The organism is Chloroflexus sp. (assembly GCF_049970315.1).
Lineage (GTDB): Bacteria > Chloroflexota > Chloroflexia > Chloroflexales > Chloroflexaceae > Chloroflexus.
Genome location: NZ_JBMFNE010000014.1, coordinates 15,640 through 42,342 on the forward strand (window position 1 = coordinate 15,640; position 26,703 = coordinate 42,342).

Annotated in this window: 27 protein-coding genes; 12 read left to right on the top strand and 15 right to left on the bottom strand. The window is 51.7% G+C overall.

Translation table 11 applies throughout. The annotated features are described in order from the left end of the window. Window positions 1–29: 29 nt before the first annotated feature. Together ACP5OT_RS10860 and ACP5OT_RS10865 are read left to right on the top strand one after the other, a co-directional pair. A complete protein-coding gene (locus ACP5OT_RS10860) occupies window positions 30–422 on the top strand; it encodes a PPOX class F420-dependent oxidoreductase (protein ID WP_424676729.1) in 393 nt (130 codons plus the stop codon). Window positions 423–848: 426 nt separating this feature from the next. Further along, window positions 849–1,814 (top strand): hypothetical protein, encoded by a 966-nt coding sequence (locus ACP5OT_RS10865; RefSeq protein ID WP_428132100.1) that lies wholly within the window; start codon window positions 849–851, stop codon window positions 1,812–1,814. A 73-nt stretch (window positions 1,815–1,887) separates the two neighbouring features. Here ACP5OT_RS10865 and ACP5OT_RS10870 read toward each other — a convergent pair whose 3' ends face one another. Further along, a complete protein-coding gene (locus tag ACP5OT_RS10870) occupies window positions 1,888–2,643 on the bottom strand; it encodes an LLM class F420-dependent oxidoreductase (protein WP_424676731.1) in 756 nt (251 codons plus the stop codon). A gap of 210 nt (window positions 2,644–2,853) precedes the next feature. Between ACP5OT_RS10870 and ACP5OT_RS10875 the strand changes: the two genes are divergently transcribed. The 3 genes from ACP5OT_RS10875 (at window position 2,854) to hpf (ending at window position 5,438) form a co-directional block, all read left to right on the top strand. Then, the gene (locus ACP5OT_RS10875; RefSeq protein WP_428132103.1) at window positions 2,854–3,708 is read left to right on the top strand and encodes an MBL fold metallo-hydrolase; all 855 of its coding nucleotides are present in this window, start codon (window positions 2,854–2,856) and stop codon (window positions 3,706–3,708) included. Next, the gene (locus ACP5OT_RS10880; RefSeq protein WP_424676733.1) at window positions 3,705–4,547 is read left to right on the top strand and encodes an MBL fold metallo-hydrolase; all 843 of its coding nucleotides are present in this window, start codon (window positions 3,705–3,707) and stop codon (window positions 4,545–4,547) included. Before ACP5OT_RS10875 ends, ACP5OT_RS10880 begins: the two co-directional genes overlap by 4 nt. 297 nt (window positions 4,548–4,844) lie before the next feature. Next, window positions 4,845–5,438, top strand: coding sequence for a ribosome hibernation-promoting factor, HPF/YfiA family (gene hpf, locus ACP5OT_RS10885; RefSeq protein ID WP_424676734.1), 594 nt, complete (start codon window positions 4,845–4,847; stop codon window positions 5,436–5,438). Between the two features lie 105 nt (window positions 5,439–5,543). On the opposite strand, the gene ACP5OT_RS10890 is transcribed toward hpf, so the two are convergent. From ACP5OT_RS10890 to ACP5OT_RS10925, 8 genes are all read right to left on the bottom strand, one after another. Then, window positions 5,544–5,924, bottom strand: a complete 381-nt coding sequence (locus tag ACP5OT_RS10890) for a DUF4190 domain-containing protein (protein WP_428132107.1) — start codon at window positions 5,922–5,924, stop codon at window positions 5,544–5,546. Window positions 5,925–5,951: 27 nt separating this feature from the next. Next, complete coding sequence (trpC, locus tag ACP5OT_RS10895; RefSeq protein WP_424676736.1) at window positions 5,952–6,770, bottom strand: indole-3-glycerol phosphate synthase TrpC; 819 nt, start codon at window positions 6,768–6,770, stop codon at window positions 5,952–5,954. A gap of 70 nt (window positions 6,771–6,840) precedes the next feature. Further along, the gene (locus tag ACP5OT_RS10900) at window positions 6,841–7,428 is read right to left on the bottom strand and encodes a carboxypeptidase-like regulatory domain-containing protein (RefSeq protein ID WP_428132109.1); all 588 of its coding nucleotides are present in this window, start codon (window positions 7,426–7,428) and stop codon (window positions 6,841–6,843) included. 128 nt (window positions 7,429–7,556) lie between these two features. Beyond that, window positions 7,557–8,918, bottom strand: coding sequence for a hypothetical protein (locus tag ACP5OT_RS10905; RefSeq protein ID WP_428132112.1), 1,362 nt, complete (start codon window positions 8,916–8,918; stop codon window positions 7,557–7,559). A gap of 201 nt (window positions 8,919–9,119) precedes the next feature. After that, window positions 9,120–10,088 (bottom strand): hypothetical protein, encoded by a 969-nt coding sequence (locus tag ACP5OT_RS10910; protein WP_424676739.1) that lies wholly within the window; start codon window positions 10,086–10,088, stop codon window positions 9,120–9,122. Then, window positions 10,067–11,020 (bottom strand): class I SAM-dependent methyltransferase, encoded by a 954-nt coding sequence (locus tag ACP5OT_RS10915; protein ID WP_424676740.1) that lies wholly within the window; start codon window positions 11,018–11,020, stop codon window positions 10,067–10,069. Before ACP5OT_RS10915 ends, ACP5OT_RS10910 begins: the two co-directional genes overlap by 22 nt. A 25-nt stretch (window positions 11,021–11,045) precedes the next feature. Continuing rightward, complete coding sequence (locus tag ACP5OT_RS10920; RefSeq protein ID WP_428132115.1) at window positions 11,046–13,214, bottom strand: glycosyltransferase; 2,169 nt, start codon at window positions 13,212–13,214, stop codon at window positions 11,046–11,048. 190 nt (window positions 13,215–13,404) lie between these two features. Further along, the gene (locus tag ACP5OT_RS10925) at window positions 13,405–14,922 is read right to left on the bottom strand and encodes a YifB family Mg chelatase-like AAA ATPase (RefSeq protein ID WP_424677589.1); all 1,518 of its coding nucleotides are present in this window, start codon (window positions 14,920–14,922) and stop codon (window positions 13,405–13,407) included. Between the two features lie 218 nt (window positions 14,923–15,140). Between ACP5OT_RS10925 and ACP5OT_RS10930 the strand changes: the two genes are divergently transcribed. Together ACP5OT_RS10930 and ACP5OT_RS10935 are read left to right on the top strand one after the other, a co-directional pair. After that, complete coding sequence (locus ACP5OT_RS10930; RefSeq protein ID WP_428132117.1) at window positions 15,141–15,845, top strand: hypothetical protein; 705 nt, start codon at window positions 15,141–15,143, stop codon at window positions 15,843–15,845. A 587-nt stretch (window positions 15,846–16,432) separates the two neighbouring features. Next, window positions 16,433–16,975 (top strand): RNA polymerase sigma factor, encoded by a 543-nt coding sequence (locus ACP5OT_RS10935; RefSeq protein WP_428132119.1) that lies wholly within the window; start codon window positions 16,433–16,435, stop codon window positions 16,973–16,975. Window positions 16,976–17,056: 81 nt separating this feature from the next. On the opposite strand, the gene ACP5OT_RS10940 is transcribed toward ACP5OT_RS10935, so the two are convergent. Further along, window positions 17,057–17,284, bottom strand: coding sequence for a hypothetical protein (locus ACP5OT_RS10940; protein ID WP_428132121.1), 228 nt, complete (start codon window positions 17,282–17,284; stop codon window positions 17,057–17,059). 138 nt (window positions 17,285–17,422) lie between these two features. Here ACP5OT_RS10940 and ACP5OT_RS10945 point away from each other — a divergent pair, with 138 nt between their 5' ends. Next, window positions 17,423–18,241 (top strand): PD-(D/E)XK nuclease family protein, encoded by an 819-nt coding sequence (locus tag ACP5OT_RS10945; RefSeq protein WP_428132123.1) that lies wholly within the window; start codon window positions 17,423–17,425, stop codon window positions 18,239–18,241. Between the two features lie 27 nt (window positions 18,242–18,268). Here ACP5OT_RS10945 and ACP5OT_RS10950 read toward each other — a convergent pair whose 3' ends face one another. From ACP5OT_RS10950 to ACP5OT_RS10970, 5 genes are read right to left on the bottom strand one after another with little or no spacing between them, the layout of a single operon-like run. Further along, window positions 18,269–19,321: an ATP-binding protein gene (locus ACP5OT_RS10950; protein WP_428112097.1), complete on the bottom strand. Its 1,053-nt coding sequence runs from the start codon at window positions 19,319–19,321 to the stop codon at window positions 18,269–18,271. Window positions 19,322–19,364: 43 nt separating this feature from the next. Continuing rightward, window positions 19,365–19,649 (bottom strand): DUF503 domain-containing protein, encoded by a 285-nt coding sequence (locus ACP5OT_RS10955; RefSeq protein ID WP_015941057.1) that lies wholly within the window; start codon window positions 19,647–19,649, stop codon window positions 19,365–19,367. Between the two features lie 10 nt (window positions 19,650–19,659). Further along, window positions 19,660–20,328 (bottom strand): LON peptidase substrate-binding domain-containing protein, encoded by a 669-nt coding sequence (locus ACP5OT_RS10960; protein WP_424677537.1) that lies wholly within the window; start codon window positions 20,326–20,328, stop codon window positions 19,660–19,662. A 6-nt stretch (window positions 20,329–20,334) separates the two neighbouring features. After that, complete coding sequence (gene argJ, locus ACP5OT_RS10965) at window positions 20,335–21,531, bottom strand: bifunctional glutamate N-acetyltransferase/amino-acid acetyltransferase ArgJ (RefSeq protein WP_424677538.1); 1,197 nt, start codon at window positions 21,529–21,531, stop codon at window positions 20,335–20,337. 33 nt (window positions 21,532–21,564) lie between these two features. Next, window positions 21,565–22,767 carry a class I SAM-dependent rRNA methyltransferase gene (locus ACP5OT_RS10970; RefSeq protein ID WP_424677539.1) on the bottom strand — a complete coding sequence of 401 codons (1,203 nt, stop codon included), beginning with the start codon at window positions 22,765–22,767 and terminating at the stop codon, window positions 21,565–21,567. A gap of 279 nt (window positions 22,768–23,046) precedes the next feature. Between ACP5OT_RS10970 and ACP5OT_RS10975 the strand changes: the two genes are divergently transcribed. From ACP5OT_RS10975 to rsgA, 4 genes are all read left to right on the top strand, one after another. Further along, entirely contained in the window at window positions 23,047–24,027 is a 981-nt protein-coding gene (locus ACP5OT_RS10975) for an aldo/keto reductase (RefSeq protein ID WP_428132126.1), read from the top strand. A 12-nt stretch (window positions 24,028–24,039) separates the two neighbouring features. Then, on the top strand, window positions 24,040–25,041 hold the full coding sequence (locus tag ACP5OT_RS10980) for a threonine ammonia-lyase (protein ID WP_428132129.1): 1,002 nt from the start codon (window positions 24,040–24,042) through the stop codon (window positions 25,039–25,041). 421 nt (window positions 25,042–25,462) lie between these two features. Continuing rightward, a complete protein-coding gene (locus ACP5OT_RS10985; protein ID WP_424675679.1) occupies window positions 25,463–25,726 on the top strand; it encodes a hypothetical protein in 264 nt (87 codons plus the stop codon). Next, window positions 25,716–26,696, top strand: coding sequence for a ribosome small subunit-dependent GTPase A (rsgA, locus tag ACP5OT_RS10990; protein WP_424675680.1), 981 nt, complete (start codon window positions 25,716–25,718; stop codon window positions 26,694–26,696). The genes ACP5OT_RS10985 and rsgA overlap by 11 nt, the downstream gene beginning before the upstream one ends. The last annotated feature ends 7 nt before the right edge of the window (window positions 26,697–26,703 follow it).

Sequence of the window (26,703 nt, forward strand, 5' to 3'; positions counted from 1 at the left end):
ACTAAGATACGAAACTTCTGGAGGAGATAGTGGCAGAGCAGACAACTTCCTATTTCGCCGGTTTACACCGGCACGAATATGCAAACCTCATTACGTTCCGCAAAAACGGTCAGCCGGTGGTGACGCCGGTTTGGTTCGCCGAGCACAATGGCAAAATCTACATTATGACGACGGCTAATGCCGGTAAGGTTAAGCGGATCCGGAACAACCCCCACGTTGAGATTGGGCCGTCGGATCGGGCAGGCAAGCCACTGGGACCGACTGTGCCGGCCCGAGCACGGATTTTACCCCCTGAGGAAGTCAAAACCGCCCGTGAGGCACTTGATAATAAGTATGGTCTCATGAAGGCCATGTTTGATTTCTTTATGAATGTGCGAGGTGTGGAACGGGCGTGGATCGAGGTTGCACCGGCTGATATGTAATCGGCGATCGCGCTTGACGATGCGTTTCGGATGTGCTTAGGTTGCTGTAAAGAGCAATTGTAGCCGTCCTTGTGCGCGGAGCGGGCATCATCCCGCTGCTCCTATCCCACCGAACCGTCCTTGTGCGCGGAGCGGGCATCATCCCGCTGCTCCCACCCCACCGCAATCGTCCTTGTGCGTGGGTTGGACAAATGTCCCCACCAAGATTGCGCGGGCGGGTGCGCGCTCATGTAATGACACTACAGTTCTCACGCGCAAATTCCTGTCATCGCGCGGAGCGAAAAAGTCGCATCTGATGCAGAAAGCGGTGGTCTATACTCTACATCATCGCATTTGACAGTCTCCGCCATGTAATGGTATAAGCGTAGCAATGATGACGCATACCAATACTCAGCGCCACGTTGCGCCGTTCAAGAGAGGGAATGCGTGAAACGCACAAACCGCACGCTGATGGTGCTGTTGCCCACGCTGGTTCTGCTGTTGCTGGGAACACTTATGGCGGCTACGGTGCCGTCACCACCACCATCACCCAAGGTGGCCGAACTGCTACCACCTGAAACGCCGACCGGCGTACCAACAGCAACGGCAACCCCATCACTGTTGCCGCTGCCGACCCTCACACCGACCCTTGCCCGTCGTGAGTTTCTGGAGACATTTGAGGTAAAAGTCGCGCCAACCAGCTTTCTGCCCGGTCGTGGGCCGGTTTTGCCGGGTGAGTTTGTCTACGCCGGACGCCGTCTCGATTTCTATGTTGGTCGCGGGACGTTCAGTGCCGAACAGGTGCGTGATCTGGCCGTCAAGATCGAGTATGCCCTTGGCTACCTCCAGCGCCGCTTCGATGTCGAACTTACCGAGCGTGTCTCCATTGGCTTCTACAATCCGGCATTAGCGCCGACGAGTGATACACGTGGGATTGCCTATACCCATGACCGTACCAACATTCGCATCTTCTACCGCCCCAACGAAGAGCCGTATCAAGCCCTGGTGATCGCTACCCACGAATTGGCCCATGCGCTACAGGCTGAAGCGTATGGTCGTGAAGCACAAAGCCGGGCCGATCTGGTCTTGCTCGAAGGGTTAGCTAGCTGGATTTCGGGTGAATACTGGCTGAGCCTCTCCGATTCGCCCTCGTTTCAGGCACGAGCACGCGAACTGTATCAGGCCGGCTATCGCGGCAACCTAGCCTCCTTTGTCGGTAGTGCCAATTCGATGGCAGCTTACGAGATGTGGGCCGGATTCGTTGAGTATCTCGCGCGCACGTATGGCTGGGATAAATTCAATGAGTTGTACGCTAACGGTCGTGGACGTGCCCCCGGTTCGGCGGATTATCGCGGCATCTACGGTAAGAGTTTCCAAGAACTCTACACCGAATGGTATACCACGTTGCGTTGATTGTCATTATACGAAGACGGGGGCCAGGCAGGTCCCCGTCTTTATCATAGACCGGCGATCGGACGGCTGCTCACTAATCCCCGCGTAGTTTGAGCAACTCCTCAACCGGTCCGAAGTTCCACGGTTCACCCATACCAATGATGATATGTGTCGCTCCTGCCTCAAGATACGGCTCAATCGGCTCACCGGCACGGGGTGACACACTGCGCTCAATCGTAGTCGGATCGCGCCCGATCTGCATACACCACTGATTAAGAATCTCATTCTTTCGCTTAAAATTCTCGATTGGCCCAAATCCGTGCCATATATCGGCATGCTCAGCTGTGATGCGGAGCGTCACCTTCTCACCACCGCCGCCGATCAAGATCGGGATGCGGCGGAGCGGCGGTGGTTGATCGCTTGCCCAGCGCTCCTTAATGATCGGTAATGCTGTCCGTAGTGCCCGCAGCCGGTCGGCAGCAGTGCCAAATTCGTAACCATACGTTGTATAATCCCGCTCAAACCAGCCTGCCCCAATACCCAGAATCAGTCGTCCACCACTGATATGGTCGACGGTCTTTGCCATATTCGACAGCAACGCCGGATTACGGTAACTGTTGCACGTTACCAGACAGCCAACCTCGGCCCGCCGGGTGATCACCGCCATCGCCGTCAAGAGGGTCCAACCTTCAAAATGGGCTCCATCCGGTGGTCCATACAACGGGAAGAAGTGATCCCAGTTCCAAATGGTGTCGCATCCGATCTCTTCGGCATAGCGGACGGCATTACGGTACGATTCCCACGTCGTATGTTGTGGATGCAGTTGAACGCCTACCCGAAAGCGTGCCATGAGCTATCCTTTCTTACTTCCTCAACGCTTGATAACGAAAAAATGATACGCTAAAAAGCATTTACAAACTGCGTTTATGCTGTAAACTGTAATGCAGCACTGCGTCACGTTGCGCGACTTGTCTCGCAGTTTAGACGTAATAACACGGACGCATCGATGAGAGTTCGGATTTGGGGCACTCGTGGATCATATCCGGTTGCCCATGCTCACATGCTACGGTACGGAGGGAATACAACATGCGTCGAGGTTGAGGCTGAAGAGCGCCGTATTATCCTCGACGCCGGTACCGGTTTACGCCTACTCGGTGCGTCCCTTCAGCAGCAACATACAACATTGCATCATATTGATCTCTTGATAACGCACACCCATTGGGATCATATCATAGGTTTTCCTTTTTTTGCGCCTCTCTTCGATCCCAATCTGAAACTCGATATCTACGGCCTCGCCCGTACTCAATCGAGTTTGCGAACGACACTGGCCGGTGCGTTGAGCGACCCGCTGTTGCCGCTCACTATGGATGATCTGCGGGCACAGATTAACTTTTTCGAGATCGGTGCCGGTCATTGTTTTGAATTGGGTCCGGTACAGGTGCGAACGGCGCTTGCCAATCACCCGTACCGCGCACTCGCGTATCGGCTAGAGACGCCGGACGGTGTGCTCACCTTCATCCCCGATACCGGCCCGTTTCATACCGTCCTGTTTGGCGAAGAGCGCATTGAGTGGACCGGTCAGCCTACAGCGCGGAGTCAGAGTGATCTACGGGCATTGGCGGCGATGAAAGCAGCGATTATTGAATTGGCTTACGAGTCTGATTGGCTGATCTATGATGCGCAATTCACCGATGCCCAGTATGCCCGCTTTCCCCATTGGGGCCACAGCAGCGCTTCCCAAGCCCGTGAAATCGCCGAAGAAGCACGGGTGCGCCAGTTGATATTGTTTCATCACGATCCCCACCGGACAGATGAGGAACTCGACCGCATCGTAGCCGAACAGCAGGCGATGGCAGCACCGGGGTTGTTGGTAACGGCAGCATTTGAGGGAATGGAATTACGGAGGTCGCGATGAAGGTGCGTTTCTGGGGAGTACGTGGCTTTGTCCCGACTCCCCACGAGGCGATGTTGCGTTACGGTGGTAATACGTGCTGTACGGCCGTAACCGGTGACTGTGGTGAATTGATCGTCCTTGATACCGGTACCGGTTTCTGTATGTTGGGCGATGAATTGATGCAGGGGGAGTTCGGGCGTGGCCGTGGTACGCTGACCCTTTTGATTAGCCATACCTATTGGGATCACATCCTTGGTCTTCCTTTCCCCGGTGTCGTCCACATTCCCGGTAATCGCCTCGATATCTACGGCCCCGACAGCACCCGTGGCTCGTTACAGATGGTCTACGATGGTATGCTCTCACCGGTCTATTCACCGGTTTACGGTTTGGCCCATATTGGTGCCACTCATCGCTTTACAACTATCTCGACCGAGCCGTTTACCATTGGGCGACTGACAGTACGCGCTTTACCACTCTCACGTCATTCGCATTCTCCGATCTGGGCCTACCGCTTGGAAGAGGATTCCCGTGTGCTGGTATACATAACTGATGTGCGCTACAACGAAGATAGGATTCGGGAACAGGCCATCGCCTTTGCCCGCAATGCTCATGTCCTGATCCACAGCGCACCATACTTGCGTGATGAGCTGGTCGAAGACTATGGCCATAGCCGGATTGAAGACGCGATTGAGGTTGCCCAACAAGCCGGTGTCGAGCGATTGTTCATTTTTCACCATGCCCCGACCCGAACCGACGATGAACTCGATGCCATTGCTGCCCGCTTTCGTGCTCAGTTGGCAGCGCAGGGTAGTTCGTTGTCCTTTGCGATTGCGGCGGAGGGGATGGAACTGCTGGTGTGACAGCGACCGTTGCACTATTCAATTACTACGCATGGTGAACAGTTTCTTACTCTGCGCATCTTGCACGACGGGTAGGGGCGTAGTAGAATACAGGCAAAGCTTTTCAGTTATGCTACCGAAGTGGAGCATTAGGTTCGGGAGTAATGTACTATGACCCTGTTGTTTGGTCAAGCTGCTCCACAACCCGTTACCTTTTGAGAAATAGCTCGGTCTTCACCGCGCTGATGGTAAAGGCCGGGCTGTTTTTTTATCGCCGGTCACTCAACGATGAGTGGCGTCAGCGGATGGAGGAAACCGATGGAGTTTACCATCAAGAGCCGAAACGGCAAAATCTCAGATCGCCAGCGTGCGCATATCGAGGAGAAGCTCTCCAAGCTTGGGCGTTATCTGAACGGCATTACCAGTATCACCGTCGAAGTACAACACGAACACCAGCGTAATGTCGGTGAAGTCTATCGAGTGCAGACGACGCTGGTGGCCGAGCATGGCGTCATCCTACGCGCTGAAGAGCGTGCCGCCGACCTCTATGCCGCAATCGATGAAGTGCAGGAGGTATTGCAGCGCCAAATTCAGCGCTACAAAGACAAATATTGGCGGCGAAGCCGCGAATTGCGGCGCGCGACTAATGGGTTAACTCCGGCTGAAGAAGTGGCGATTACCGAAGCTGAAGCCGAAACGATGACGGCTCCGGCTGAAACCGAACCGGTCGCGAAGGTCATTCGAACGAAGACGTTCCGGCTGCGTCCAATGTTCGTTGATGATGCAATCGAGCAAATGGAGTTACTCGGCCACAACTTCTTCGTCTTTCAAGATGCCGAGACAATGCAGATTAGTGTGTTATATCGCCGGCGTGATGGCAACTACGGCGTAATTGTGCCAGAAGTCGGATAGTATTGTCGTGGGTAGCGTTATCCTGCCGCAGAACTCGATGACCGCGTTCTACGGCAGGATTGTTGTATGTCACGTTATGAGATGTAAGATGGGATCTCGATCTTGTTAGCTGGCAACCATCGCTATAGCCACACAGAGCGCTACCAGCGTCAGCGCGATGTGCGCATATCCCAATCCCAGCCCCAGCATAGCCAGACCGTTCCCGACCACTGTGCCATTGCTACGCTTAATCGCCCCTTGTCCGAGATGTCCACACACGATGGCCGGTACCGCCAGTAAGAGGGGGATGAAAAACAGAATCCAGGTCGTGATCCCGAAGATCAAGCTGGCAATTGCCAACCGGCTATTATGGGTTGGCGTGAGGTTGATGGTGGTATTAAGTACCGGTGCAGGCGTTCGGTCGGCTACTCCCAGGGCCTGACCGCATACCGGACAAAACCGCTCGTTACCGGTAAAGACATGACCGCAAATCGGGCACTGTCGCACGGTCAATACTCCTTTTCTCGCAAATCACTACGTGGATGAGGTTGCGAGCGCCCGCACCTGTGCGCCGATATCACCTGCTGTCACCAATGCCTCGCCGACTAGGATGGCATCGGCGCCATAGCTACGCACTTCGGCAACGTGCTCTGGCGTAAAGATACCGCTTTCACTCACCAGTAATGGGCGGTGCGGTGGAGGTGGTAAAGCGTCGGCAATCATCTTCGTCGTGGTGCGGTCGGTGACAAACCGATGCAGATCGCGGTTATTCACGCCGATGATCGGGGGTTGGAGCGATAACGCACGTTCAAGTTCGGCGATAGTATGCACCTCGATCAGCGCATGCATTCCCAACTCGTAGGTAAGAACAAACAAATCGCGGAGGAGCGCATCGTCAAGCGCAGCGACGATCAGTAACAACGCATCGGCGCCGTAGGCACGTGCTTCGTAGACTTGGTACGGATCGATAATAAAATCCTTACGCAGCAGTGGGGTACCGACCTTCTGTACTTCAGGGAGCTTGCGGATGCCGGCTAGATACAGCAAACTGCCTTGAAAGAAGCGCCGGTCGGTGAGCACCGAAATCGCGGCAGCACCATTCGCCACGTAAGTGCGGGCGAGCGACAGATGATCGAAATCGGTGAGCAATACCCCCCGACTCGGCGATGCTTTCTTGACCTCGGCAATCAGTGCGGTACTCGGTGTGCGACGGAGGGCTGCCGCAAAATCGCGCACTGGTGGCGCTCGATGAACCTTCTCGCGCAATTCTACCAGAGGGATTTTCGCTTGCTGTCGGCGGACCTCAAGCTGTTTATGGGCCACAATCTGTTCAAGGATGGATGGTTCAGGCATAGCGTTGGTTGGGTAGAATTATGGGTGATCACATTTTTAGAGAGGTCTCCGCGTTTCTTATTTACTAGAGCTACGGTCTGCGAATACGGATCTGACCTAGTTCGGTAATTTCACCGTTACGTACTTCAACACGAATCGCCGATCCCGGCTCACCATTAGGCGCGGGAATGAGAAAGTTAGTAGCCGGTGTCCAGATTGCGAGTGAATAAACACCCGCCGGTACGTCTCGGATAACGAAATTGCCTTGATTATCAGTAGCACCCTTTTGTGAATCGAGTGAGAAGGAGATAACCGGTCCGGTCGTATTATCGGTAATCGTGGCTAAGAATACAAAAAGCTGCGCAATTGGTTTACCCTCAGTATCAAGCAGCACGCCGCGGATTGCACCCTTGGTACTATCAACAACAATGGGTGGGGTGGGTTCTGGAGTTGAAGCAGAAACTGTTGCTTCAAGTACTGGATACGGGCTGGCTGACATTATAGGTTCAGCATTTGGTACAGGATAGACAGAAGATGTATTGGGAACATTTGGCGTTATTACCGGATATCCTTGTGATGATGCGTTTGACGAGTCGACAACTGTTGGTGTAGCTTGAGGAGTTGTAGTCGAGCAAGCACTTAACACAATCAGTATGACAGTTAGTAATAAACGATACATCATGTGAAACCTTCCAACACAAGCAGAAATAGGACCGTAACAAATACAGCCCTCGCACGAAGAAGTACAATACAACTTGTCAAGGAGCAAGGATGAAATAATTCTCATCCTTGCTCCGCATCGTAAAGCTATGGTTGTTTGATGAGAGCGTTGTATGCGTATAGTTGATCCTGTGTTGCACCAACGTTCTGGTTGCTTTGATTGATCACACAAATGATATCCTGATCCGAAGTGATTTCAGCGGAGCCGATAAAGCCGTTTGGCAGTGAATTATCAAATTGCTGCAGCATAGCAAATGATTGATTCACCGCTAGGCCGGAAACCTTCTGTTGTGGCAGTAGAGTTACCGGACCACCACCAGCTTCACCGTTGAAGGCAACTGAAATATTGGCCGGTCCGTTACCAATATTCTGGCAAGTGATGGAGCTCTGGAAGCCGTAGTAATTCTTCATTACAATGGGTGCTACCCAGGATTTAGAACCACTGGAAAAACCCTCGTAGGTTGTTGCTAGTCTGCTACCGCTGCGTGACTCGTTCACTGTGACGATGATGGGTTCGTTAGTACTTGTCACAACTGCGCTGTAGGTCGAGTTGGAGGGGGGCAGTAGATTGAAATCGAGAAAAGTATGTGAAGCCCCACTGCTCAAGGTGACAGTATGGGTATCGCCATTTGAATATTGTATTGTTACGGATGTCGGACCTGTACCGACATTCTGAACGCTGGTTGCAGTGTTATATCCATAGTAGTTGCTCATAACGAGAGGAACGTAAGCAGTTTTTGAACCTCCGCTAAATGCAGTATACGCATAGAGCTGTTGATCATATGGACCCTTCCCGTAGATTTGTACGATGGCGGCTAACGGTTGGGAGCCTTCGATTACCGCCGAATAGATCTTATTATTAGAGAACACGACACGATTTTCATGGGTCACAGTACTTGAACCATTTGGCATAAGAGCGATTGTCTCACTCGTTATTTCAGTCGATCCGTCATAGTATTTGATTGTTACGTTGTTGTTAGAAGCAGAGGCATTCATGATGCGAAACGACGTATAGTAATTGTAATAATTATCGTACACACCGGGAACGTATAGTTTGTTTGCTGGTGATGATACACCAACGAATGTATCGCCAGAATCGCTATCCGAGTAATTAACAACTGCTGCTACCGGCTGATCGCAGCTAATAATAGCTGAAAAGACACCTGACGGGAACGAAGGTACACTAGGTGTATACACATATGCACTTTTTCCGGGGTTAATGGAAGGTAAAGGGCTATTGAAGCTTTGACCCCCTGAAGTATTATATACGGAGTATGTACATGTAGCATTACTACTACCGAGGTTTTGAACACGGAATGCAGTAGAAAAAGGCCCGCCAGGTACACCACTATCTGGATTTGGCTGCGCCAGTACTAAGTTGTTTGGCGCAATTGCCACGCTGACTATTAAAGCTAGTACCGCCAGAATGATCCACCGTGATTGCAACATAAGAAACCTCCTAACCTAAATAACAGACGAAACGTTACGGGCACATTGTAAAGGGTGCCGAGGAAAACGTCTATACCAACTTTGGGTGTAGCGTTGTAAAGTCAAGTGGTATTGCGCCATAATCCTAGTGGAGTTAAGGTTTTGCCGACGAATAATTCAAACGGGTTATTGACATTATATAAGTCATTTTGCTGCGGTATTTTATTCAGCGGCATAAGGTGTGTCTGATCTAGGTTCATTCGTCGAACGGTGCCGCATTAAAAGCAGTATAGCAGAGGTAATCAAGCTCGAAGACATATCGCTCAGATTGTAGATTATTCTGATTATAAACACAACTATCACAACTTGGGGAAGATCCATAAAGCGATTGAGGAGTGCTCCGAGAGCAAGATCTCTAAGCAAAGCACTTATTGGCAGAAATTGCAAGACTAGACCGGCCAAACCGCTCATAGTACTTAATAGAACAGTATCTTTTAAGGTCAGAGGTGTCACACTTAGCGGGGCTGCCAGTAGATACAAAATGGTTGCACCTAGTAACCATGCCGTTGAATAGCCACACCAATACCAGATTAATTGCCAAGATGAGCGTAGATGATAACATTCCGGCCTACGAACTATAAGCAGTTTGAAAAAGAGCCAAGAAAGAATAAGACTAAGTAACACTGTTAAGCTCTGCCATATCGGCGACGATAGACTCACAACGATAATAATGCTCGTACCTGACATCGTTAGTAGCACTAATTCGGCAATGCTGACCCATAATACAGTAGTTTTAGAAAGATGAAGCGCACGATATACAGTAACACGTCCCAACCATTTCCACCAACCGCCCGGTAAGCGCCCCATTAAATAAGTCTGCATGAAGTCATCGAAGCCTTGATACCAGTTCTGCTGGCGATATCCTATCATGTTGATCCAGATCGTTGCTTGAATAACTAGTGATGTTATATACAAAAGCAAACAAGTAACGAACTTCTGTATTGATAATGAATTCCAGACTACAGGAATTATCTGTCGGTTTTGGTAAAAAATAATTCCTGTCAATCCTAGAAAAAATAAATTGACAATAGCTCTAACTATTATATTCGTTGATGGTTTTTTTAGAATTGCAGAGATATGCTCGATAATGTTGTGAATATTTATTGATGTCATGTTTTTTGTAATGCCCAAACTTTAATACTTGCCAGTCCAGTCCGCTCTGTTATATACTGAAGAGGGAAGAATAGTAGCCTCCCAATTGGTGAAGTGTATATTTTTTGAAGTATGGATAAGGCTATTTGTTTGCTTCCGCTCAGATCTTGTTGTAGAAATGATAGCGAATGACCGAGCAATGCGTAAGTACCGAGGAAACATTTATGCTGGCGCACAGTAAAACCAGTTTGTTTAACCAATTCAAAAAGTGTAATACTCGGTAAGACAAATAAATGTCGTGGCAAGTCCCAACCACACCAATATTTGCCAAATATTACTCTACTCAGACTCTCATAATTTGGCACTGCAATGATTGCAATTCCATTAGGTTTGAGTGAATGATAGACCTTCTGGATGACTAATTTGGGATCGGATAAATGTTCAAACACATTCCACATTGTAACTACATCAAATGTACAGTCGGATAGCGACACTTGCTCTACTAATGAATTAATTACCGGTATCCCAAATCGCTGTCTGACATAATTTGCGGCAGTTGTTGTTGGTTCTATGCCGTGCAGTTGCCATCGGCCACTCATCTGCATTTCTTCTAGAAACGCACCTGTACCACAGCCAATGTCAAGCAACACTCCATTTTGGGTAAATTGTTCAACGAAATGACGCATTTTCAAAGTATATCGCCGTCGAAGCCAACGGCGGATACGTGATGGTTCATCAGCTAATGCGGAAATGTAGGAGTCATAATCTCCTTGATAATACTTTTGTAATTCATCCCACGGCAATTTCGGCCATTGATAGAATGTACCACAGTAGGAGCAACGCACAATTTGAAATACACCGGGCAAACGCATCAGACGGTCAGGTCCACTAAATACTGGAATTGCACCAGTGTGGTTGCATATTTTGCAGATAGCCTCTGGTATGAAGGATGTAGAGTGGGGGATTGTCATAGTGACACATCCAAATATATAACATTTATGGATATGACATTCGATCCTTGGGTAGAGGTACGTCTACTAGTTGTTTTGTTTGACCACTACGTATACCTTGTAAGAATGAAGGTAACGATTTCAAACGACGTTTGAAGATAAATTCGCGTAAGGCAAAGTAACCTAGATAAAATATTTGCGGAAGCGGAAATGACTGCCTATGTCTACGGAAGAAAATAACACTACTTTCACCATGAGTTCGCCAAAATTGCTCAGACGCAGGGTTTGTTGTTTGTGAGACCTTATGCCACATCTTAGCTTGTGGAACTTGTAGAATGCGTAGTCCAGCTCTACGTACTCGTTGTGAAAAATCTAGGTCATCCCAGAGAAAGCGAAAGCTTTCATCAAACAAACCGGCTTTTTCAAGAGCATGTCGAGTTATCAGGAAACCACAACTAATCGCAAACTGAAGATCATGGTATGTGTTATAAATTTTACGCTCCATTACAATGGCTGGTGGAAAAGCACGATAACGTGCTCCTGCCGACCAGACCTGTTGTGGATTGTGATAATAGTAAACGATAGGCATTAGAATTCCGGCATTTGGTTCGCGGGCGGCTTGTACGAGATGTGTTATGATAAGGGGATCGACCGTTGTGTCGTTGTTGAGGATAAAGATATATTCTGCACCATTATCAAGTGCATAGTGAATTCCGACGTTATACCCCGCCGCTACACCGAGGTTGTAGTGGTTTTCTATTACTTTTACGTTTGGAAACTGTTTTCTTACCAGATCTGGTGTGTTATCGCTCGATCCGTTATCAACCAGTATAATATTGTATGAAGGGTAGTCTAATGATTGTAGTGAACGTAAGCACTCTTCAGTGTCATGATAATTGTTTAGGGTTAAAATTACAATCCAAACAGGTGGTTCTTTATTGGTGGATTGGATTGTAATGGGCTGTGTTGTTGTTATTTGCTGTGCCATTTGATATGCCTGATCTAGTAGATCATCGACCTCATAATGAGTGAATTGTGCTGATCTACCTAAAATGTGTATATTCGGGTAATGTTGCAATACTTGTTGGAACCGTTGTACTTCATTAATATAGCCCCGACTATATCGTGGATATGCAAATGGTTCACGTATCACATGTGTGTCAATTACCTCATGTGGTTGGATCAACCTGCTCTGTACTAAATCATTTACTACTCGTTCAATGATGTTTGGTGCTTCAATAGTTACCTCTGCACATACTACTGTTGTATGTGGTGGTGTTTGATAGTTGCTCATATTTTTAAATTCAACAAGACGATTGATAGTTGATGAACTATCCATGAAATATAACCAGTGATTGTTGCTCATTAAAGGTTTGTTAAGCAATAAATAGACTGCGTCAACTTTTTGGTAGTTTATTTTGATCTCTTCTCCTAATAATTGAGCTGTGACTGTTAATGGTAATGTGGATATAATGTGTTGTGCGTATAATTCGTACTCTTGATTGTAGTGACGATACGTTATGCCTTGTACTTGCCCGTTTTGATCACGGATAAAACTAGTGACTTGTGCGTTTAGAATTACTTGGTCTTGTATTTTTTGGTATAATCCATTAACAATTGCGCCATAACCTCCACTTATTGGATAGTAAAATCGGCGAAACTTTGTCCTAGTTGAGTTCTTTAGTCGATCAAGTGGTGAAGATAGTCTAACTTTCCAAATGGCCCATTCAACTGCAATGTCTTGACCAGAGAGTGAGAAGAGTCGTTCGGTGTAACAGCGAAAGAAAATATCGTATAGTGCATGACCATACCGCTTCGCCACATATTGTTCGAATGAATGGTCTGGTAATGTTTTGTCTCTTCTGAGGTAATCTTGTACGATGTGCCATCTTTCATACATTGATAGGTGTGAGAATAACTCGATAATATCTATCGGATCGCGTAACCAGCGTTGCTTAAAAAAAATACGACTACGCCGGTAGTGTTCAATCATTGGAGTGAGAGATCGTACACAATCAAGCACTTCTTGATCATGTGCATAAAAACGATGTGCAGCAAAGTCACACCAGAAATCATTCCAGCGGAAGCTTCGGGCAAGTCCGCCGTAATATGGATTTTTTTCTAAGACTATCGATGGAATACCACGCTGGGCTAAGAAATAGGACATACTTAATCCTGCTATACCAGCACCTAAAATAACGATAGGTTTTCGCATGTAGCACCTTATTAACAGATTTTTGTATAACTTGTTACCGTTTTTGATTGTGTCCAATAGTTAAGTAGCATGGATTTTCCTAGAGTTGCTACTGCTGATCCTGAGTATAGCAGAATTGGTGATATTCGGCAAATTCTTATCCTCCATGACTGTTCCTGTCAGCATTCTTGGTTAGTTCCTATTGCCATATTCACTCCCCCTGCCGTGGTCGGTACTGGATGGCTTCGGCAACGTGGACGGCAGCGATCTGGTTGGCGCCGGCCAGATCGGCGATGGTGCGGGCGAGTCGTAAAATGCGGTGGTAACTGCGCGCAGAAAGATTGAGCCGCTGGACCGCCGATTTGAGGAGAGATTGGCCGGCGTTGTCTAGGGTGCAAAAGACGCGAATTTCGGCCGGGCCGAGATCGGCATTACTGCAACAGTGCGGGTGCTGGCGGAGGCGTTCGGTTTGGCGGTTGCGGGCCAAGATGACCCGTTCACGCACGGCGGCTGAGGTTTCGCCGGGTGCGAGGCTGCTGAGTTTGTCGTATTTGATCCGTGGAGCCTCGATGTGGATGTCGATGCGATCGAGGAGTGGCCCGCTGATCCGCCGTTGATAGCGGTTGACGAGGGTTGGGGAGCAAGTGCAGGTTCGCTCGGGATCGCCGTGCCAGCCGCACGGGCATGGGTTTTGTGCCGCAACGAGCATGAAGGCTGCCGGGTAGGTGATACTGCCCTGCGCCCGACTCAGCGTGACGATGCGGTCTTCGAGCGGTTGCCGCAGTACTTCTAACCGGTGACCGAATTCGGGTAGCTCGTCGAGAAACAAGATGCCGCGGTGGGCGAGGGTAATCATGCCCGGTTTGACCCGCGTGCCACCACCAACGAGTCCTGCGGTGGAAACGGTGTGATGCGGTGCGCAGAAGGGGCGTTCCCGAATGAGCGGTGTGTCGCGTGGGAGTTGCCCGGCGACACTGTAGATCTTGGTGACTTCGAGTGCCTCCGCAAAACTGAGCGGCGGTAAGATGGAGTGTAGCGCACGCGCGAGCATCGTCTTGCCTGCCCCCGGCGGACCACTCATCAGGACGTTGTGGCCTCCAGCAGCGGCAATTTCTAACGCCCGTTTCACGTGCTCTTGTCCACGCACGTCGGCAAAATCGACATGTGGCGTTGGGACGATAGGGGTAAAACCCATCTGCCCTTGATAGGGTCGTATCGGATGCTCACCATTGAGATGGTCGATTAATTCACGGAGTGAGGTCAGCGGGATAATTCGGAGACCGTCAATTAATGCTGCCTCAGCCGCGTCTTCGGCGGGGAGATACATCGTCGTGATGCCGTGGGCACGGGCCACTGCCGCCATTGGGAGAATGCCGTCGGTGTGGCGAAGGCTACCGTCAAGGCTGAGTTCACCGACAAACACCGCATCGGCAAGGTTGGTATCGAGTTGACCGGTAGCGATCAGCAAGCCGAGCGCGATCGGCAGATCATACGCCGGTCCGGCTTTGCGTAGGTCGGCAGGTGCGAGATTGGCGGTAATACGCTGCATCGGAAAGCGCATACCACTATTTCGTACTGCAGAACGTACTCGTTCGCGGCTTTCGTGTACCGCAGCGTCGCCTAGCCCGACGACACTGAAAGCGGGCATGCCACCGGCGACATCAACCTCTACGTCAACCAGCACGCCGTCTAGTCCGATAACGGCACAACTCAACACCTTGGCCAGCATGATTGCTCCTTCCGCGATAACTTGTCAGTACATTGCTGGGAGCAGAACACTGCTGTGCGCTCCTATCTGACCGTTCTACATAGTTATACCGTTTGAGATCGCTAAAAGATGCGCGCAAGTTTTAGTTTCCGAGTTTTGAATCTGTAACTTGTCAGAATGTATGATATGCAATATAATGAACTCACGTGACAAGCAAGAGCAAACGCGGGAGGCTTGCGATGGAGATGGAATATTCGCTGGCACTGGCGCTGGAGGATTACCTCCCGGTGATTTTTTCGCTGATCGGGGTATGGTTTCTTGCCCGCACTGTATACCAAGTCGATCGTGGATTGGGGATGATGGTGTTTACCGGTCTTGGTCTCTTGGCAGTCGGTGGTTTGCTCAAGGCGACGTGGAAACTGTTGATGGCGCTCAATGGCACCGATGTTCCCTTGTTTAGCCAAGCACTCTTCCCCATGATTGCTCCCGGTTTTACCCTGATTGCCATCGCCGTATATAGTTATACGCGACAGTTGCGTGGTCAATCTGCTATCCGTTGGCCATGGCTCGTTTCGCTTATCATCATTGCATTGTTTGGGGGTGGATCGGCGATTATCGCGGCCAATGGCGGGCTATGGCGGGTGCCGCTCATTATGCTGGCAACTATTGGTAACGTAGCCCTCTTACTGATACTGGCAATTGGTGCGTGGCGACGTAATATGCGTGGGTTGGCAGTCGGATTTGTAGTGGTGGTGCTGGTTATTATCGGGATGTCGCAGATGGCGAATAACGTTCCACAGACGATTGCCGTTCAGTGGTTTGAGCAGATTGCGCAGACGTTGGCTCAACTCGCTTTTTGCCTCGGGACATGGCAGTTGACGCAGCGGATGGCGCAAGAGGCACCGGTGCGGCGATTGGTGGTACGTGTTGGTCAGGCTGGTTGATCGGCCCGGTATTCACAACGCAGCAAGTCAATACGCTCTGATATGGAACCAAGAGGCGCGGTCGACCGCGCCTCTTGTACGTTGGTACGCCATTGAGGTTAGGTCATTACTTTAACAGAGAAACAACGGTGAAGAATATCTAAATCACTACATAGTCTAGGTTGGTATTGCGAACTAATGTACTAATTTTGCCGTCATACATTTGATAACGAGTCTTTTTGCGATGTTGCGCGGTATTATAAATGACAGTTTCTTCATTGAAGTGACCAGGAGACAATCATGTCATTACTTCTATCACTCATCCGTCTGATTCCCCGCCCTTCGGCATCAGCTCCGCCTCCACCACCGCCAGATCAACCACCTCACTCCGACCATCCAAATACTGAAGCTGACGAACCGCTAGACCCAGCAAATCCTTGTTGGCACCCGAATGCAGTGCGTCGCCCAATCCGCGTGCGCAGTGCCTAAGTGTCAAATAGATGTTGTTCAGACTCCAAGCCGGGGTGGATCTTCCACTCCGGTACCACTAACGTTTTGCAAAAATCGTACCGTTTCGCACTACCCAAATCCTATACTTGGAGACACAGATGCAATCCCCTGCACATCACACCATCGTGACCGGACTGCAACAGCGTGACCCGCAGATCATCGGCTGGCTCTACACGACCTACGCCCCGCGTCTCCTTGGCTACTTCACCCGTCGCCTGCGTGACCCTGACCTTGCGCGCGACCTACACCACGACCTATTCCTGCGTCTCCTCGAACGCGCGCCGGCTTTTGTCGACCGGGGTGTGCCCATCGATGCCTGGCTCTTCCGGCTCGCGCACGATCTGGTCGTCGATACCCACCGGCGCGCCGGGCGGACCGTCCCCCTGACCGACGCGGCGCACTTCGCCGCTGACGACGATGTCGCTATCACCTGCCTCCACGCCGCCGACCACGCCGCCCTTAACCAAGCTATCGCCACGCTGCCCCTTGCTTACCGGCGCGTGCTCACCTTGCGCTTTCGCGACACCTGCTCGCTTGCTGATACGGCACGTCAGCTCGGTCTCTCCCTTTCGGCCACTAAGGCCCTCCAACGTCGCGCCATCGCTCGCCTCCAGGCTATCCTCTCCCCGCCGATGGCGTGACACCAAGATGCGGGTGGGTTGACCCCACCCGCTCTGTGCACCTTAATGATGGTCAGTCCCAGCGACGCGGGTGGGTTCCCCTCACACCACCGGCTCGACCCGCCGCTGGTCTGCGCGCAAAACGAGAAGGGGGTTACGCCCACTCGCTTCGCTTACCCCGCCGATGGCGTGACACCAAGATGCGGGTGGGTTGACCCCACCCGCTCTGTGCACCTTAATGATGGTCAGTCCCAGCGACGCGGGTGGGTTCACCCTACCCGCCCCACTCACCGCACCGATGGCGTGCCCTTGAAACGATGGTACGGTCACGCTCTTCCTCCCTCGCACCCTATTCGCCCCACCACTGGCTCATTCTACCGGTGGAATATCAGCCCTTCCCCAAGGAAACTCTATGCTATAATCAATTAGACTGTTCATTCTCTGCTGGCCCGTGTGTGAGCAACTTGTATGACGATTGATCGCGAACAACTACGCGAACTCATCTTGCAAGAACTACCGGCGCTCTTCGAGCGTGATCCAGAGTTGCAGCGTTTAATTTTGCGGCTGTCGCAACAATACTTTGCTGACCGCCGTGAAACAGAGAGTCGATTTGATCAAATTCTCGAAGAGCTACGTCGTGATCGCGAAGAGCAGTCACGACGTTGGGCAGAACAAATGCGGTTATGGGAAGAGCAAAATCGGCGGTGGGAAGAGCAAGATCGGCGGTGGGACGAACAAGTACGACTGTGGGACGAGCAAAACCGAAAGTGGGAGGAGCAAAATCGGCGGTGGGAAGAGCAAGATCGGCGGTGGGAAGAGAATCAGCGCGAGATTCGTGAACTTATCCAGGGAATGAAAGTGCTTGATCGTCGGTTTGATTCGACCATAGGTGCACTAGGTGCTCGCTGGGGGTTGTCTTCCGAACAATCTTTTCGAAGTGCGCTTCGAGGTATTTTGACCGATTTCTTCCCGCTTGAGGTGATTCACGTCAATGAGTATGATGATAGCGGTGAGGTGTTTGGTCGTCCTGAACAAATTGAACTCGATCTAATAATTAAAAATGGTGTTTTGCTTATTTGTGAGATTAAATCTTCAATGAGCAAAGCTGACATGTATTTATTTGAACGCAAAGCGCGTTGGTATCAACAACGCCATGGCCGAACAGCGCAACAACTTATTGTGATTTCGCCGATGGTCGACCCAGCAGCGCGGAAGGTGGCCGAACGTTTAGGGATTGTCGTGTATAGTTTTCCTGAAGATGCAGGTGAAGCTATTACAGAATTGTAATCAACACTCGTTTTTCATGCTGGATTCCTAGTGGTTATCCATCGCCGAATCTTCTATCTGGCGCATCGTGCTGCGTCGCCCCCGCCGACGTGGTGTCTCACTCACCGGAAATAGTTCATCAAGGGCTGCATTGATCGTAGCCTGCTCGGTGTGTACATTGGCAGTGTGCCGTTCAAACCAGTCACTGTGCCGCCACGTAAGCGCCAACGGTGCAATCCGCCGAATATCTTCGGTATTAACGGTATTGCGAAAATCGGCGGCAGCGCGTGCCCTTGCTCCCTCGAGCAGCGCAATTTCGGCGCGGTGCGATGGAATTTGTAAACGCTGTACTAATGCCAGCGCCTGTTCCTCCAATTCGGGTGGAATCGTCACATGGGGCAGTATCTCACGCGCAATCATAATCTCTTCAGCGAGAGCCGTGGTCTGGGCAGCATAGACTTGCCGGAATCCCGCCGGATCGTTCCGAAAATCGCGTGCCCGCCGGTAGATTTCTAGCCGAGCACGATGATCGGCAACCGGGGCAACCCATACTCGTAAACCAAAGCGATCGAGGATTTGCGGGCGTAATGCACCCTCCTCTGGGTTCATGGACCCGATCAATATAAACTGACTGGGAAAGAGTCGGATCATTGCGCCACGGCGTACAAAGGTACGACCCTGTGCTGCAGCATCGAGGATGGCATCTACCACGGCCTGATCAAGCAGGTTAATCTCATCGACGTAGAGAACATTACCGTGCGCACGGGCGAGAATTCCCTCTTCAAGCCGAACGATCCGCTGTTCAAGTGCGATCCGCTCGTTGATCCCCCCGACAACATCTTCAAGTCGAGCATTGAGCGGTAATTCGATCAACCGCATCCGTTCTATAAGGGGCTTGCCATCGCTTGTGGTTGCGTCGCGCGTGACAAATGGCATAAGATCGAGGAGGCTGCGGACTGCGGTCGTCTTACCAACACCGTAGGGACCGCTTATCAGAATGCCACCAATTTGGGGGTTAATCAATCCAAGGATGAGCGCCGTCTTAAGTTCGGTCTGACCGACCATCGCCAACAGCGGAAAGGGATAGATCTCGTCTGTCATAGTGTGTCTGTTTGTTCGGCGATGAGCGCGGTAGCTACTATCGTTATAGCATTTCGATTGCGTAATTCAGAAGTGGGCAATCGGGACGCTGCCGTTCAATAAAACTGACCACTGCTTCAAGTTGACGCTGCGCGTGGACCTGATCGGTAGCAACCACCGCTACACCGAGGATCGCACTCTGCCATCGATCCTGATCATCAACTTCGGCAACCGACACGTTAAACTCGTTGCGGATACGCGAGATGAGCGAGCGCAACACCTGACGTTTCTCTTTCAGCGATTGAGCAGTGGCGATGTGCAAGTGGATAGTACAAGAACCGATAATCATACGTGTTGCACTAATTCAGACTATTCCAACTTCCGAACATATTGCGCGGATCAAACCGCTGTGGTCCGCGTGGCAAGATCGCTAATTCAGTGCGGAGAGCTTTGTTCAGACTGCGTAAACGCTCGGTGACATTTGCTTCGAGCCAACGTTGCTTCTGGACCGGATCGATTTGGAGACGGTCGGCGAGGAGATAACTTAACTTTACCGGTTCGAGTGGCAATGGTTCGACATCGATCTCGGCACCGGTAATGGTCGCGACTCGTTCCCAGTAACGTTGGTAGGTAGTGCGTAACTCATTGGCTGCAGCGATTGTCTGCCCATCAACGTGATCCGATAGCAGTTTAACCTGTGCCACAAGATAAGGCGTTTGTTCAACAATTTGTACGATCCGGAAGCGCTGCTGACCGATAACCTGGAGCAAGTAACGACCATCTTCAAGGCGAAGATGCTCTTGAATCACGGCAACCGTGCCGACATCATACGGTTCGGGGGCAATTGCCATTCGGCGACCTTCGATGACCTCGTGCCCACGCCGTAGTAACACAATACCAAACGGCTGCTGGGTCGCCAAACACCGTCCGATCATCAGTCGGTAACGCTCTTCAAAAATATGCAGACTCAACAAGCTACCGGGGAAGAGGAGCGTGCCGAGGGGAAATAACGGTAAAGTCTGTTCCATAATGGTTCATCCATCCGTCCACGTACAGGTCCAGACGGTCGTTTCCGCCGGCCCGAGGTTGAGGTCGATTATCAACTCAACTTCTGGACCAGACATCGCTTGTACTAGTGTCGTTGGGTCGAACGGTACCGGTGTACCGCGTGTCATCACCGGTACCGTTCCGATTTGCAAATCGAGCAAATCGGGTCGTAGTTCGACAGCGCTTGCACCAATTGCTGCCAATAACGCACCCCAATCGGAGGAATTACGCCGGCAAGCAGCACGCACCGAACCAGAACGTGCGACAGCGTTGGCAATGGTCTGAGCCATTGCTCCGTCAGATGCACCCTGTACAACTACCTTTATTACTTTACCAGAACCGGCGGCATCACGCACGATCTGTCCGGCGAGATCGGCACAGAGATAATCGAGTGCTTCTTGAAATACGCCATATTCCCACGTACTCGAGTCGGTAATTGGTGGATGATCGATAGCACCGTTGGCCAACATTATCACGCTATCATTGGGGCTACGATCCCCGTCGATATTCAGTCGATTGAACGAACGCTCAACACTGTGATGGAGGGCACGTTGCAAGAGGGGCTGACTGATAGCGAGATCGGTTGTGATCATGACCAGCACCGTTGCCAAGCGAGGGTGGATCATACGGGTGCCCTTCGCCATACCGGCGAGCGTAAAACGGGGACCGTTCCGCAATGACACACGCAAGACCCGTTCTTTCGGACGAGTATCGGTCGTGAGAATGGCGAGGGCTGCACGCCGACCGCCGTTACTATCGAGTTCGCTCACTGCCCGCCGAATCCCGTTGCGCATCCGCTGCATCGGCAACGGCACACCTATCAATCCTGTTGACATAAGCAAAACGGAGTCGCGTGGTATCTCCAGTTCATCAGCCGTGATTTTGGCGCACTCGATAGCATCATTCAGACCGGCTTGACCGGTACCAGCATTAGCATGTCCGGCGTTAATCAGCACAGCACGGATAGCATCGTGGTTACGTAACAAAATCGCTTGGCTGAGAAAAACGGGAGCCGCTTTGAAGACACTGGTTGTGAAGAGGGCTGCTGCACGACACGGATGCAGTGAATAGATGAGAGCCAGATCGCGCGCCTTGCTCCCCTCTTTCAGCCCAGCCGAGATACCGGTTGCACGAAAACCGGTCGGGCTAGCGATGTGTCCATCTTCAAAGATTGTGAAATTCATATTCACTCTGTGTTCAACCAAAGCGACATTAGTTTACCACACTCGACAGATAAAACCTTTGAGATATTCAGCTTCAGGAAAGCTAAGTAAGACCGGATGATCGGGGGCTTGGGTAAGCCGCTCAAGGATTTGGACATCGCGCCCGGCATCAACAGCCGCGCCAAAGACGACTTTCTGAAAGAGATCGGCAGAGACAAGGCCAGAGCAGCTAAACGTCGCCAGAATGCCACCCGGTCGAATCAAGTGCAATGCTTGTAAGTTGATATCTTTGTAACCGCGGGTAGCCCGTTGCAGATGTGTTTGTTGATAAGCGAACTTCGGCGGATCGAGGATCACCACATCAAATTGACGCCGTTCATTGCGGTACTGGCGTAGTATGTGAAAAGCATCGCCGACGACAAACTCTGCCGAAGTAGTGAGTTTATTGAGGCGCAGATTTTCACCGGCGAGTGCCAGCGCATCGGCACTAGCATCAACGAGGGTTATCCGACACGCCCCGGCACGGGCAGCGGCTAGGGCAAAGCCGCCAGCGTAAGAAAAGCAGTCGAGCACTTCTGCTCCGTTACAGTATGCACCAACCCGTGCGTGATTAATTGCTTGATCGAGATAAATCCCAGTCTTTTGGCCGGTTGTCACATCAGCAAACATGCGTAGACCGGTTGCCATCTGACCAAGGGCACTAATTGGACATATCGGCATGCGCGGTGGTTGTTCGCCCCAACGCAACCCGGCGACTATTGGTAAATCTTCCTTTTCGCGCACATCCGCATCGCTACGTTCGTAAATCCCGCGGGGGGCTAACAGATCAACGAGTGCGGCCACAACCTGCTCAGCACGTACTGCCATAGCTTGGGTAAGCAATTGAATGACCAGGTAGCAACCATACCGGTCAATAATCAGGCCGGGCAATCCATCCGACTCACTAAAGACGAGGCGGCAAGCGATCGCCGGATCGATTAACCAGCGCTCCCGGCCACTCACAGCGCGGGCAATTGTGTCACGCAGCCACGTCTCATCGAGAGGCTGGGTAGCGTCCCATGTTGCGAGACGTACTCGCAACTGCGAGCTACTGCTCCAGAACCCACGTGCCAACCAACTGCCGTCTTGACTGTATACCTCGACTACCTCGCCGGGGGCAGGATTACCGCGCACACTGGCGATAGCGCCGGAAAATACCCAAGGATGTCGTTGAATGATCGGTCGTTCCCGACCTGAATGAACTGTAACAGTTACCATAGTACGTTGACTCTATCACGCGCCTACCATACGGTCAAGTAGCGCAGCACGGCAGTGCTGCGCCCGGCAGTGCTGCGCCCGGCGGTGCTGCCCCAGGACCGCCCGGCAGTGCTGCGCCCGGCGGTGCTGCCCCAGGACCGCACGGCAGTGCTGCGCCCGGCGGTGCTGCCCCAGGACCGCACGGCAGTGCTGCGCCCGGAAGATTACATTACGCAACACCGGATTCATCAATGTTTGCTATGATAGACATATCACCGAACATTGCCAATAGGAGGAACTATGCAATACACCCGCTTCGGCACAACCGGTATGCACGTCTCGCGGATCTGTCTCGGCTGTATGAGCTATGGTTCGCCGACATGGCGCGAATGGGTGCTCGATGAAGCCGCTAGTCGTCCATTTATCTTTCGCGCCTTAGAATTGGGGATCAACTTTTTCGATACTGCCGATATGTACTCGCTGGGGATGAGTGAAGAAATTCTCGGTCGTGCCATCCGCGATTCTGGGGTACGTCGCGATGAGTTGGTTATTGCAACCAAAGTTTATCAGCCGATGAGCGATCGCCCGAACGATCGCGGTCTTTCCCGCAAACATATTATGCAGGCAATTGACGCCTCTCTGCACCGATTAGGGATGGATTATGTCGATCTGTACCAGATTCATCGCTGGGATTACGAAACACCCATTGAAGAGACGCTGGAAGCGCTGAACGATGTTGTGCGCGCCGGAAAAGCTCTCTATATCGGTGCATCGAGTATGTTTGCGTGGCAATTAGCCAAGGCCTTATGTATACAAGAACGACGCGGTTGGGCACGGTTCGTTTCGATGCAAAACCATCTCAACCTCGTCTACCGTGAAGAAGAGCGTGAGATGCTCCCGCTATGTCGTGATGCGGGACTAGCAGTGATTCCATGGAGTCCACTGGCACGTGGTTTCTTAGCCGGTAATCGGCCACAAGGTACCGGCGCTGCGACGGTGCGTGGTCGCTCAGATACCATCTCGCACGCGATGTACGATGCCAGCGATTATGTAATTGTCGAGCGGGTGAGTGAGATTGCTCGGGAGCGCGGGGTGAGCAATGCCCAGATCGCGCTGGCATGGCTGCTCCACAAACCCGAAGTGACGGCACCGATTATCGGGGCAACTAAGATGTATCAGCTCGAAGAGGCAGTCGCAGCCCTCGAAATCCAGCTCACACCGGAAGAAATTCAGCGATTAGAAGAGCCGTATCGGCCTAAACCGATCCGGGGGCATGCGTAAGCAGAGTAATCTATGACAGCTCGTATTGATGTGAAGCCGGTAGCCATCTTGACAGCTCGTCAACACATCGCCGGTATTGTCCAACCTACGCCACTTGAGTTGAGTCGGCCACTGAGTACGTTGTTAGGCGCTGAAGTGTGGCTCAAACTTGAATTAGCGCAGGTGACCGGTAGTTTTAAACTACGTGGTGCCGCGAATGTACTACGCCAGTTACCGCCCAATGTGTATGTGGTTGCGTGTTCGGCCGGGAACCATGCTCTTGGCGTCGCCCACGCATCAGCACTGACCGGCCATGCCGCTACACTAGTTGTGCCGGCGACAGCTTCACCGGCCAAGATCGCTGGGTTGTATCGTTATCCGGTAGATTTACGCTTGCACGGCCAAAGCTACGATGAAGCTGAAGCTGAAGCATTACGGCTGGCCAAAGTGCATGGTTGGTATTTTATCTCACCCTACAACGATCCGATGGTCATTGCCGGGCAAGGCACATTAGCGGTAGAAGTGTGGGAAACGTTACCCAACGTTGAGGTGTTGGTCGTCGCCGTCGGTGGTGGTGGTCTGGCGAGCGGTGTTGGTCTATGGGCAAAAGCTATCAATCCACAGGTGCGCATCATTGGAGTCCAGGCGGCAGCGTCCGCGGCAATGGCAGCAGCCTTACGGGCCGGACGTGTTGTCCCGATACCTGATGGACCAACATTAGCCGATGGGTTGGCCGGTGGGTTGGAAGCTGATACGATCACGTTGCCGATATTACAGCAAGTGCTCGATGAGGTAGTATGCGTTGATGAAGCGGCAATTATGCAGGCAATGCATTGGTTGTTCGTCGAGCATCACCTCATTGTCGAGGGGAGTGGAGCTGTGCCGTTGGCAGCGTTACTCTCCGGCCAAATCGGCGATTTGCAAGGACGGCGAGTCGTGGTGTTGCTCTGCGGGCGAAACGTTGCCGCCGAGACGTGGCAGCATGTGATAGCAACGGTATCAGGTGAAGCAGGAAGGCCACGTGCAGCAACGTGAACCGCGAAAGCACCATTTCCGTACCGACGAGATAATTGTTCGTGGCGACACGTGGCTTATGATCAGCCCAAAGACTGAGGAAACCCACATTGACAATCGTGAAACTGCGTGTTATGCTGCACGAGCAAGCATTAACGTCTATTCTGGTCAAAGGAGGAGCGCATGCCACTCATCAGCGATAGAACCCCAACGATTGTTGTGATGGTACTGTGCGACTCCATTGATGCAGGAGGGGCTTCACACAGCACAGGCTAAACAGGCTAACCTGTGATACCGACGGGCTGTGGGAAGCTGCTAAGCGCCTACAGCCCGTTACTTATTTGGGCTGTGGCGTCAGCAACCACAGCCTTTTTATTCCCTCCGCACAATGAAGTCGAATGGCACTGAGGCAGACGGGTACTGAGAACGAGGATTGCTAACGATGACAGATCATCAGGCTATCACCACCGCCGTCCATCAAACGCGACCAATTGTTGCGGAGGGAACCATCATGATTATTCTAGAGCGTGACGGCTCGCTAACGTATCATCCGCCCAAAACGGGGCAACCGCGATCGGCGCACACGACGCTGAAGGCGGCTACCGCCGCAGAGCTGCCGTCACCGTCGTTGATCGAGCGGATTATTAGTGTGGCATTCGATCTCTTGGGAGTACATCGGCTGGAGGTGCGCATTGATGAATCGTAAAGCAGCCGCTGTGGAGATCGAGCAAACCGTATCGGCGCCGGAGACCAAGACTGGCCGTCTGATCGGAACGGTATTGCGGGCGCAGAGTGGCTTTTTCTGGGTACTGACCGAACAAGGTCTGCTCGAATGCCGCTTGCGTGGTCGCTTGAAAAAGGAGCGTCAGGCAACCGACCTGGTCGTGATCGGTGATCAGGTTGAAGTGGTTTTGGTCGGTTATGGGCAAGGTGCTATCGAGGCGGTTTTGCCGCGGCGCAGTCAGTTGGCTCGGCGGGCTGCCGGTTCACGCGGCGCGTACAAAGAGGACGTCATCGTTGCCAACGTCGATCAAGTGTTGTTGGTCTTTGCGTGCGCTAAACCGGAGTTTACCCCGCGTATGCTCGACCGCTATCTGGTCATCTGTGAACACAGCGAACTACCGGCAATCATTGTGGCGACCAAAATCGATCTCGTCGGGCGTGAAGTCGCTGAGTCGCTGTTCAGACCGTATGAACAGATCGGCTACCCGGTCGTGTATACGAGTACCATCAGCGGCGAAGGGATTGCCGACCTGCGCGATCGGCTCATCGGCAAGATTAGCGTTGTCACCGGTAAGTCAGGAGTTGGCAAAAGCAGCCTGCTCAACGCGATCCAGCCCGGTCTCAATTTGCGCACCGGTGAGGTGAGTGAGCGCCTCACCAAAGGGCGCCATACGACGACTGTCGCCGAACTCATTCCCCTTACCATGCCGGGAGGTGGCTATGTCGCCGATACACCGGGCATTCGTGAGATCGGGTTGTGGAAACTGCCGGCGCGCGATTTGGCATGGTGTTTTCGCGAATTCCGTCCCTTTCTCCGCGATTGCTACTTTGCCGGTTGTACCCATTTGCATGAACCTAACTGTGCAGTACGCGCTGCGGTCGAGCGGGGAGAAATCACGCCTGAGCGCTACGATAGTTATGTTCGGTTGATGAACAGTGATGAGGAAGGGTAGTTCGATA

Coding starts and splice junctions, on each gene's coding strand:
- rsgA (WP_424675680.1), top strand. CDS start 25,716: ATGAATCGTAAAGCAGCCGCTGTGGAGATCGAGCAAACCGTATCGGCG.
- ACP5OT_RS10905 (WP_428132112.1), bottom strand. CDS start 8,918: ATGTTGCAATCACGGTGGATCATTCTGGCGGTACTAGCTTTAATAGTC.
- ACP5OT_RS10925 (WP_424677589.1), bottom strand. CDS start 14,922: ATGCTGGCCAAGGTGTTGAGTTGTGCCGTTATCGGACTAGACGGCGTG.
- ACP5OT_RS10900 (WP_428132109.1), bottom strand. CDS start 7,428: ATGTATCGTTTATTACTAACTGTCATACTGATTGTGTTAAGTGCTTGC.
- ACP5OT_RS10920 (WP_428132115.1), bottom strand. CDS start 13,214: ATGCGAAAACCTATCGTTATTTTAGGTGCTGGTATAGCAGGATTAAGT.
- ACP5OT_RS10915 (WP_424676740.1), bottom strand. CDS start 11,020: ATGACAATCCCCCACTCTACATCCTTCATACCAGAGGCTATCTGCAAA.
- ACP5OT_RS10870 (WP_424676731.1), bottom strand. CDS start 2,643: ATGGCACGCTTTCGGGTAGGCGTTCAACTGCATCCACAACATACGACG.
- ACP5OT_RS10980 (WP_428132129.1), top strand. CDS start 24,040: ATGACAGCTCGTATTGATGTGAAGCCGGTAGCCATCTTGACAGCTCGT.
- ACP5OT_RS10935 (WP_428132119.1), top strand. CDS start 16,433: ATGCAATCCCCTGCACATCACACCATCGTGACCGGACTGCAACAGCGT.
- ACP5OT_RS10955 (WP_015941057.1), bottom strand. CDS start 19,649: ATGATTATCGGTTCTTGTACTATCCACTTGCACATCGCCACTGCTCAA.
- ACP5OT_RS10880 (WP_424676733.1), top strand. CDS start 3,705: ATGAAGGTGCGTTTCTGGGGAGTACGTGGCTTTGTCCCGACTCCCCAC.
- ACP5OT_RS10950 (WP_428112097.1), bottom strand. CDS start 19,321: ATGACAGACGAGATCTATCCCTTTCCGCTGTTGGCGATGGTCGGTCAG.
- ACP5OT_RS10945 (WP_428132123.1), top strand. CDS start 17,423: ATGACGATTGATCGCGAACAACTACGCGAACTCATCTTGCAAGAACTA.
- ACP5OT_RS10975 (WP_428132126.1), top strand. CDS start 23,047: ATGCAATACACCCGCTTCGGCACAACCGGTATGCACGTCTCGCGGATC.
- hpf (WP_424676734.1), top strand. CDS start 4,845: ATGGAGTTTACCATCAAGAGCCGAAACGGCAAAATCTCAGATCGCCAG.
- ACP5OT_RS10930 (WP_428132117.1), top strand. CDS start 15,141: ATGGAGATGGAATATTCGCTGGCACTGGCGCTGGAGGATTACCTCCCG.
- ACP5OT_RS10960 (WP_424677537.1), bottom strand. CDS start 20,328: ATGGAACAGACTTTACCGTTATTTCCCCTCGGCACGCTCCTCTTCCCC.
- ACP5OT_RS10875 (WP_428132103.1), top strand. CDS start 2,854: ATGCTACGGTACGGAGGGAATACAACATGCGTCGAGGTTGAGGCTGAA.
- ACP5OT_RS10970 (WP_424677539.1), bottom strand. CDS start 22,767: ATGGTAACTGTTACAGTTCATTCAGGTCGGGAACGACCGATCATTCAA.
- trpC (WP_424676736.1), bottom strand. CDS start 6,770: ATGCCTGAACCATCCATCCTTGAACAGATTGTGGCCCATAAACAGCTT.
- ACP5OT_RS10985 (WP_424675679.1), top strand. CDS start 25,463: ATGACAGATCATCAGGCTATCACCACCGCCGTCCATCAAACGCGACCA.
- argJ (WP_424677538.1), bottom strand. CDS start 21,531: ATGAATTTCACAATCTTTGAAGATGGACACATCGCTAGCCCGACCGGT.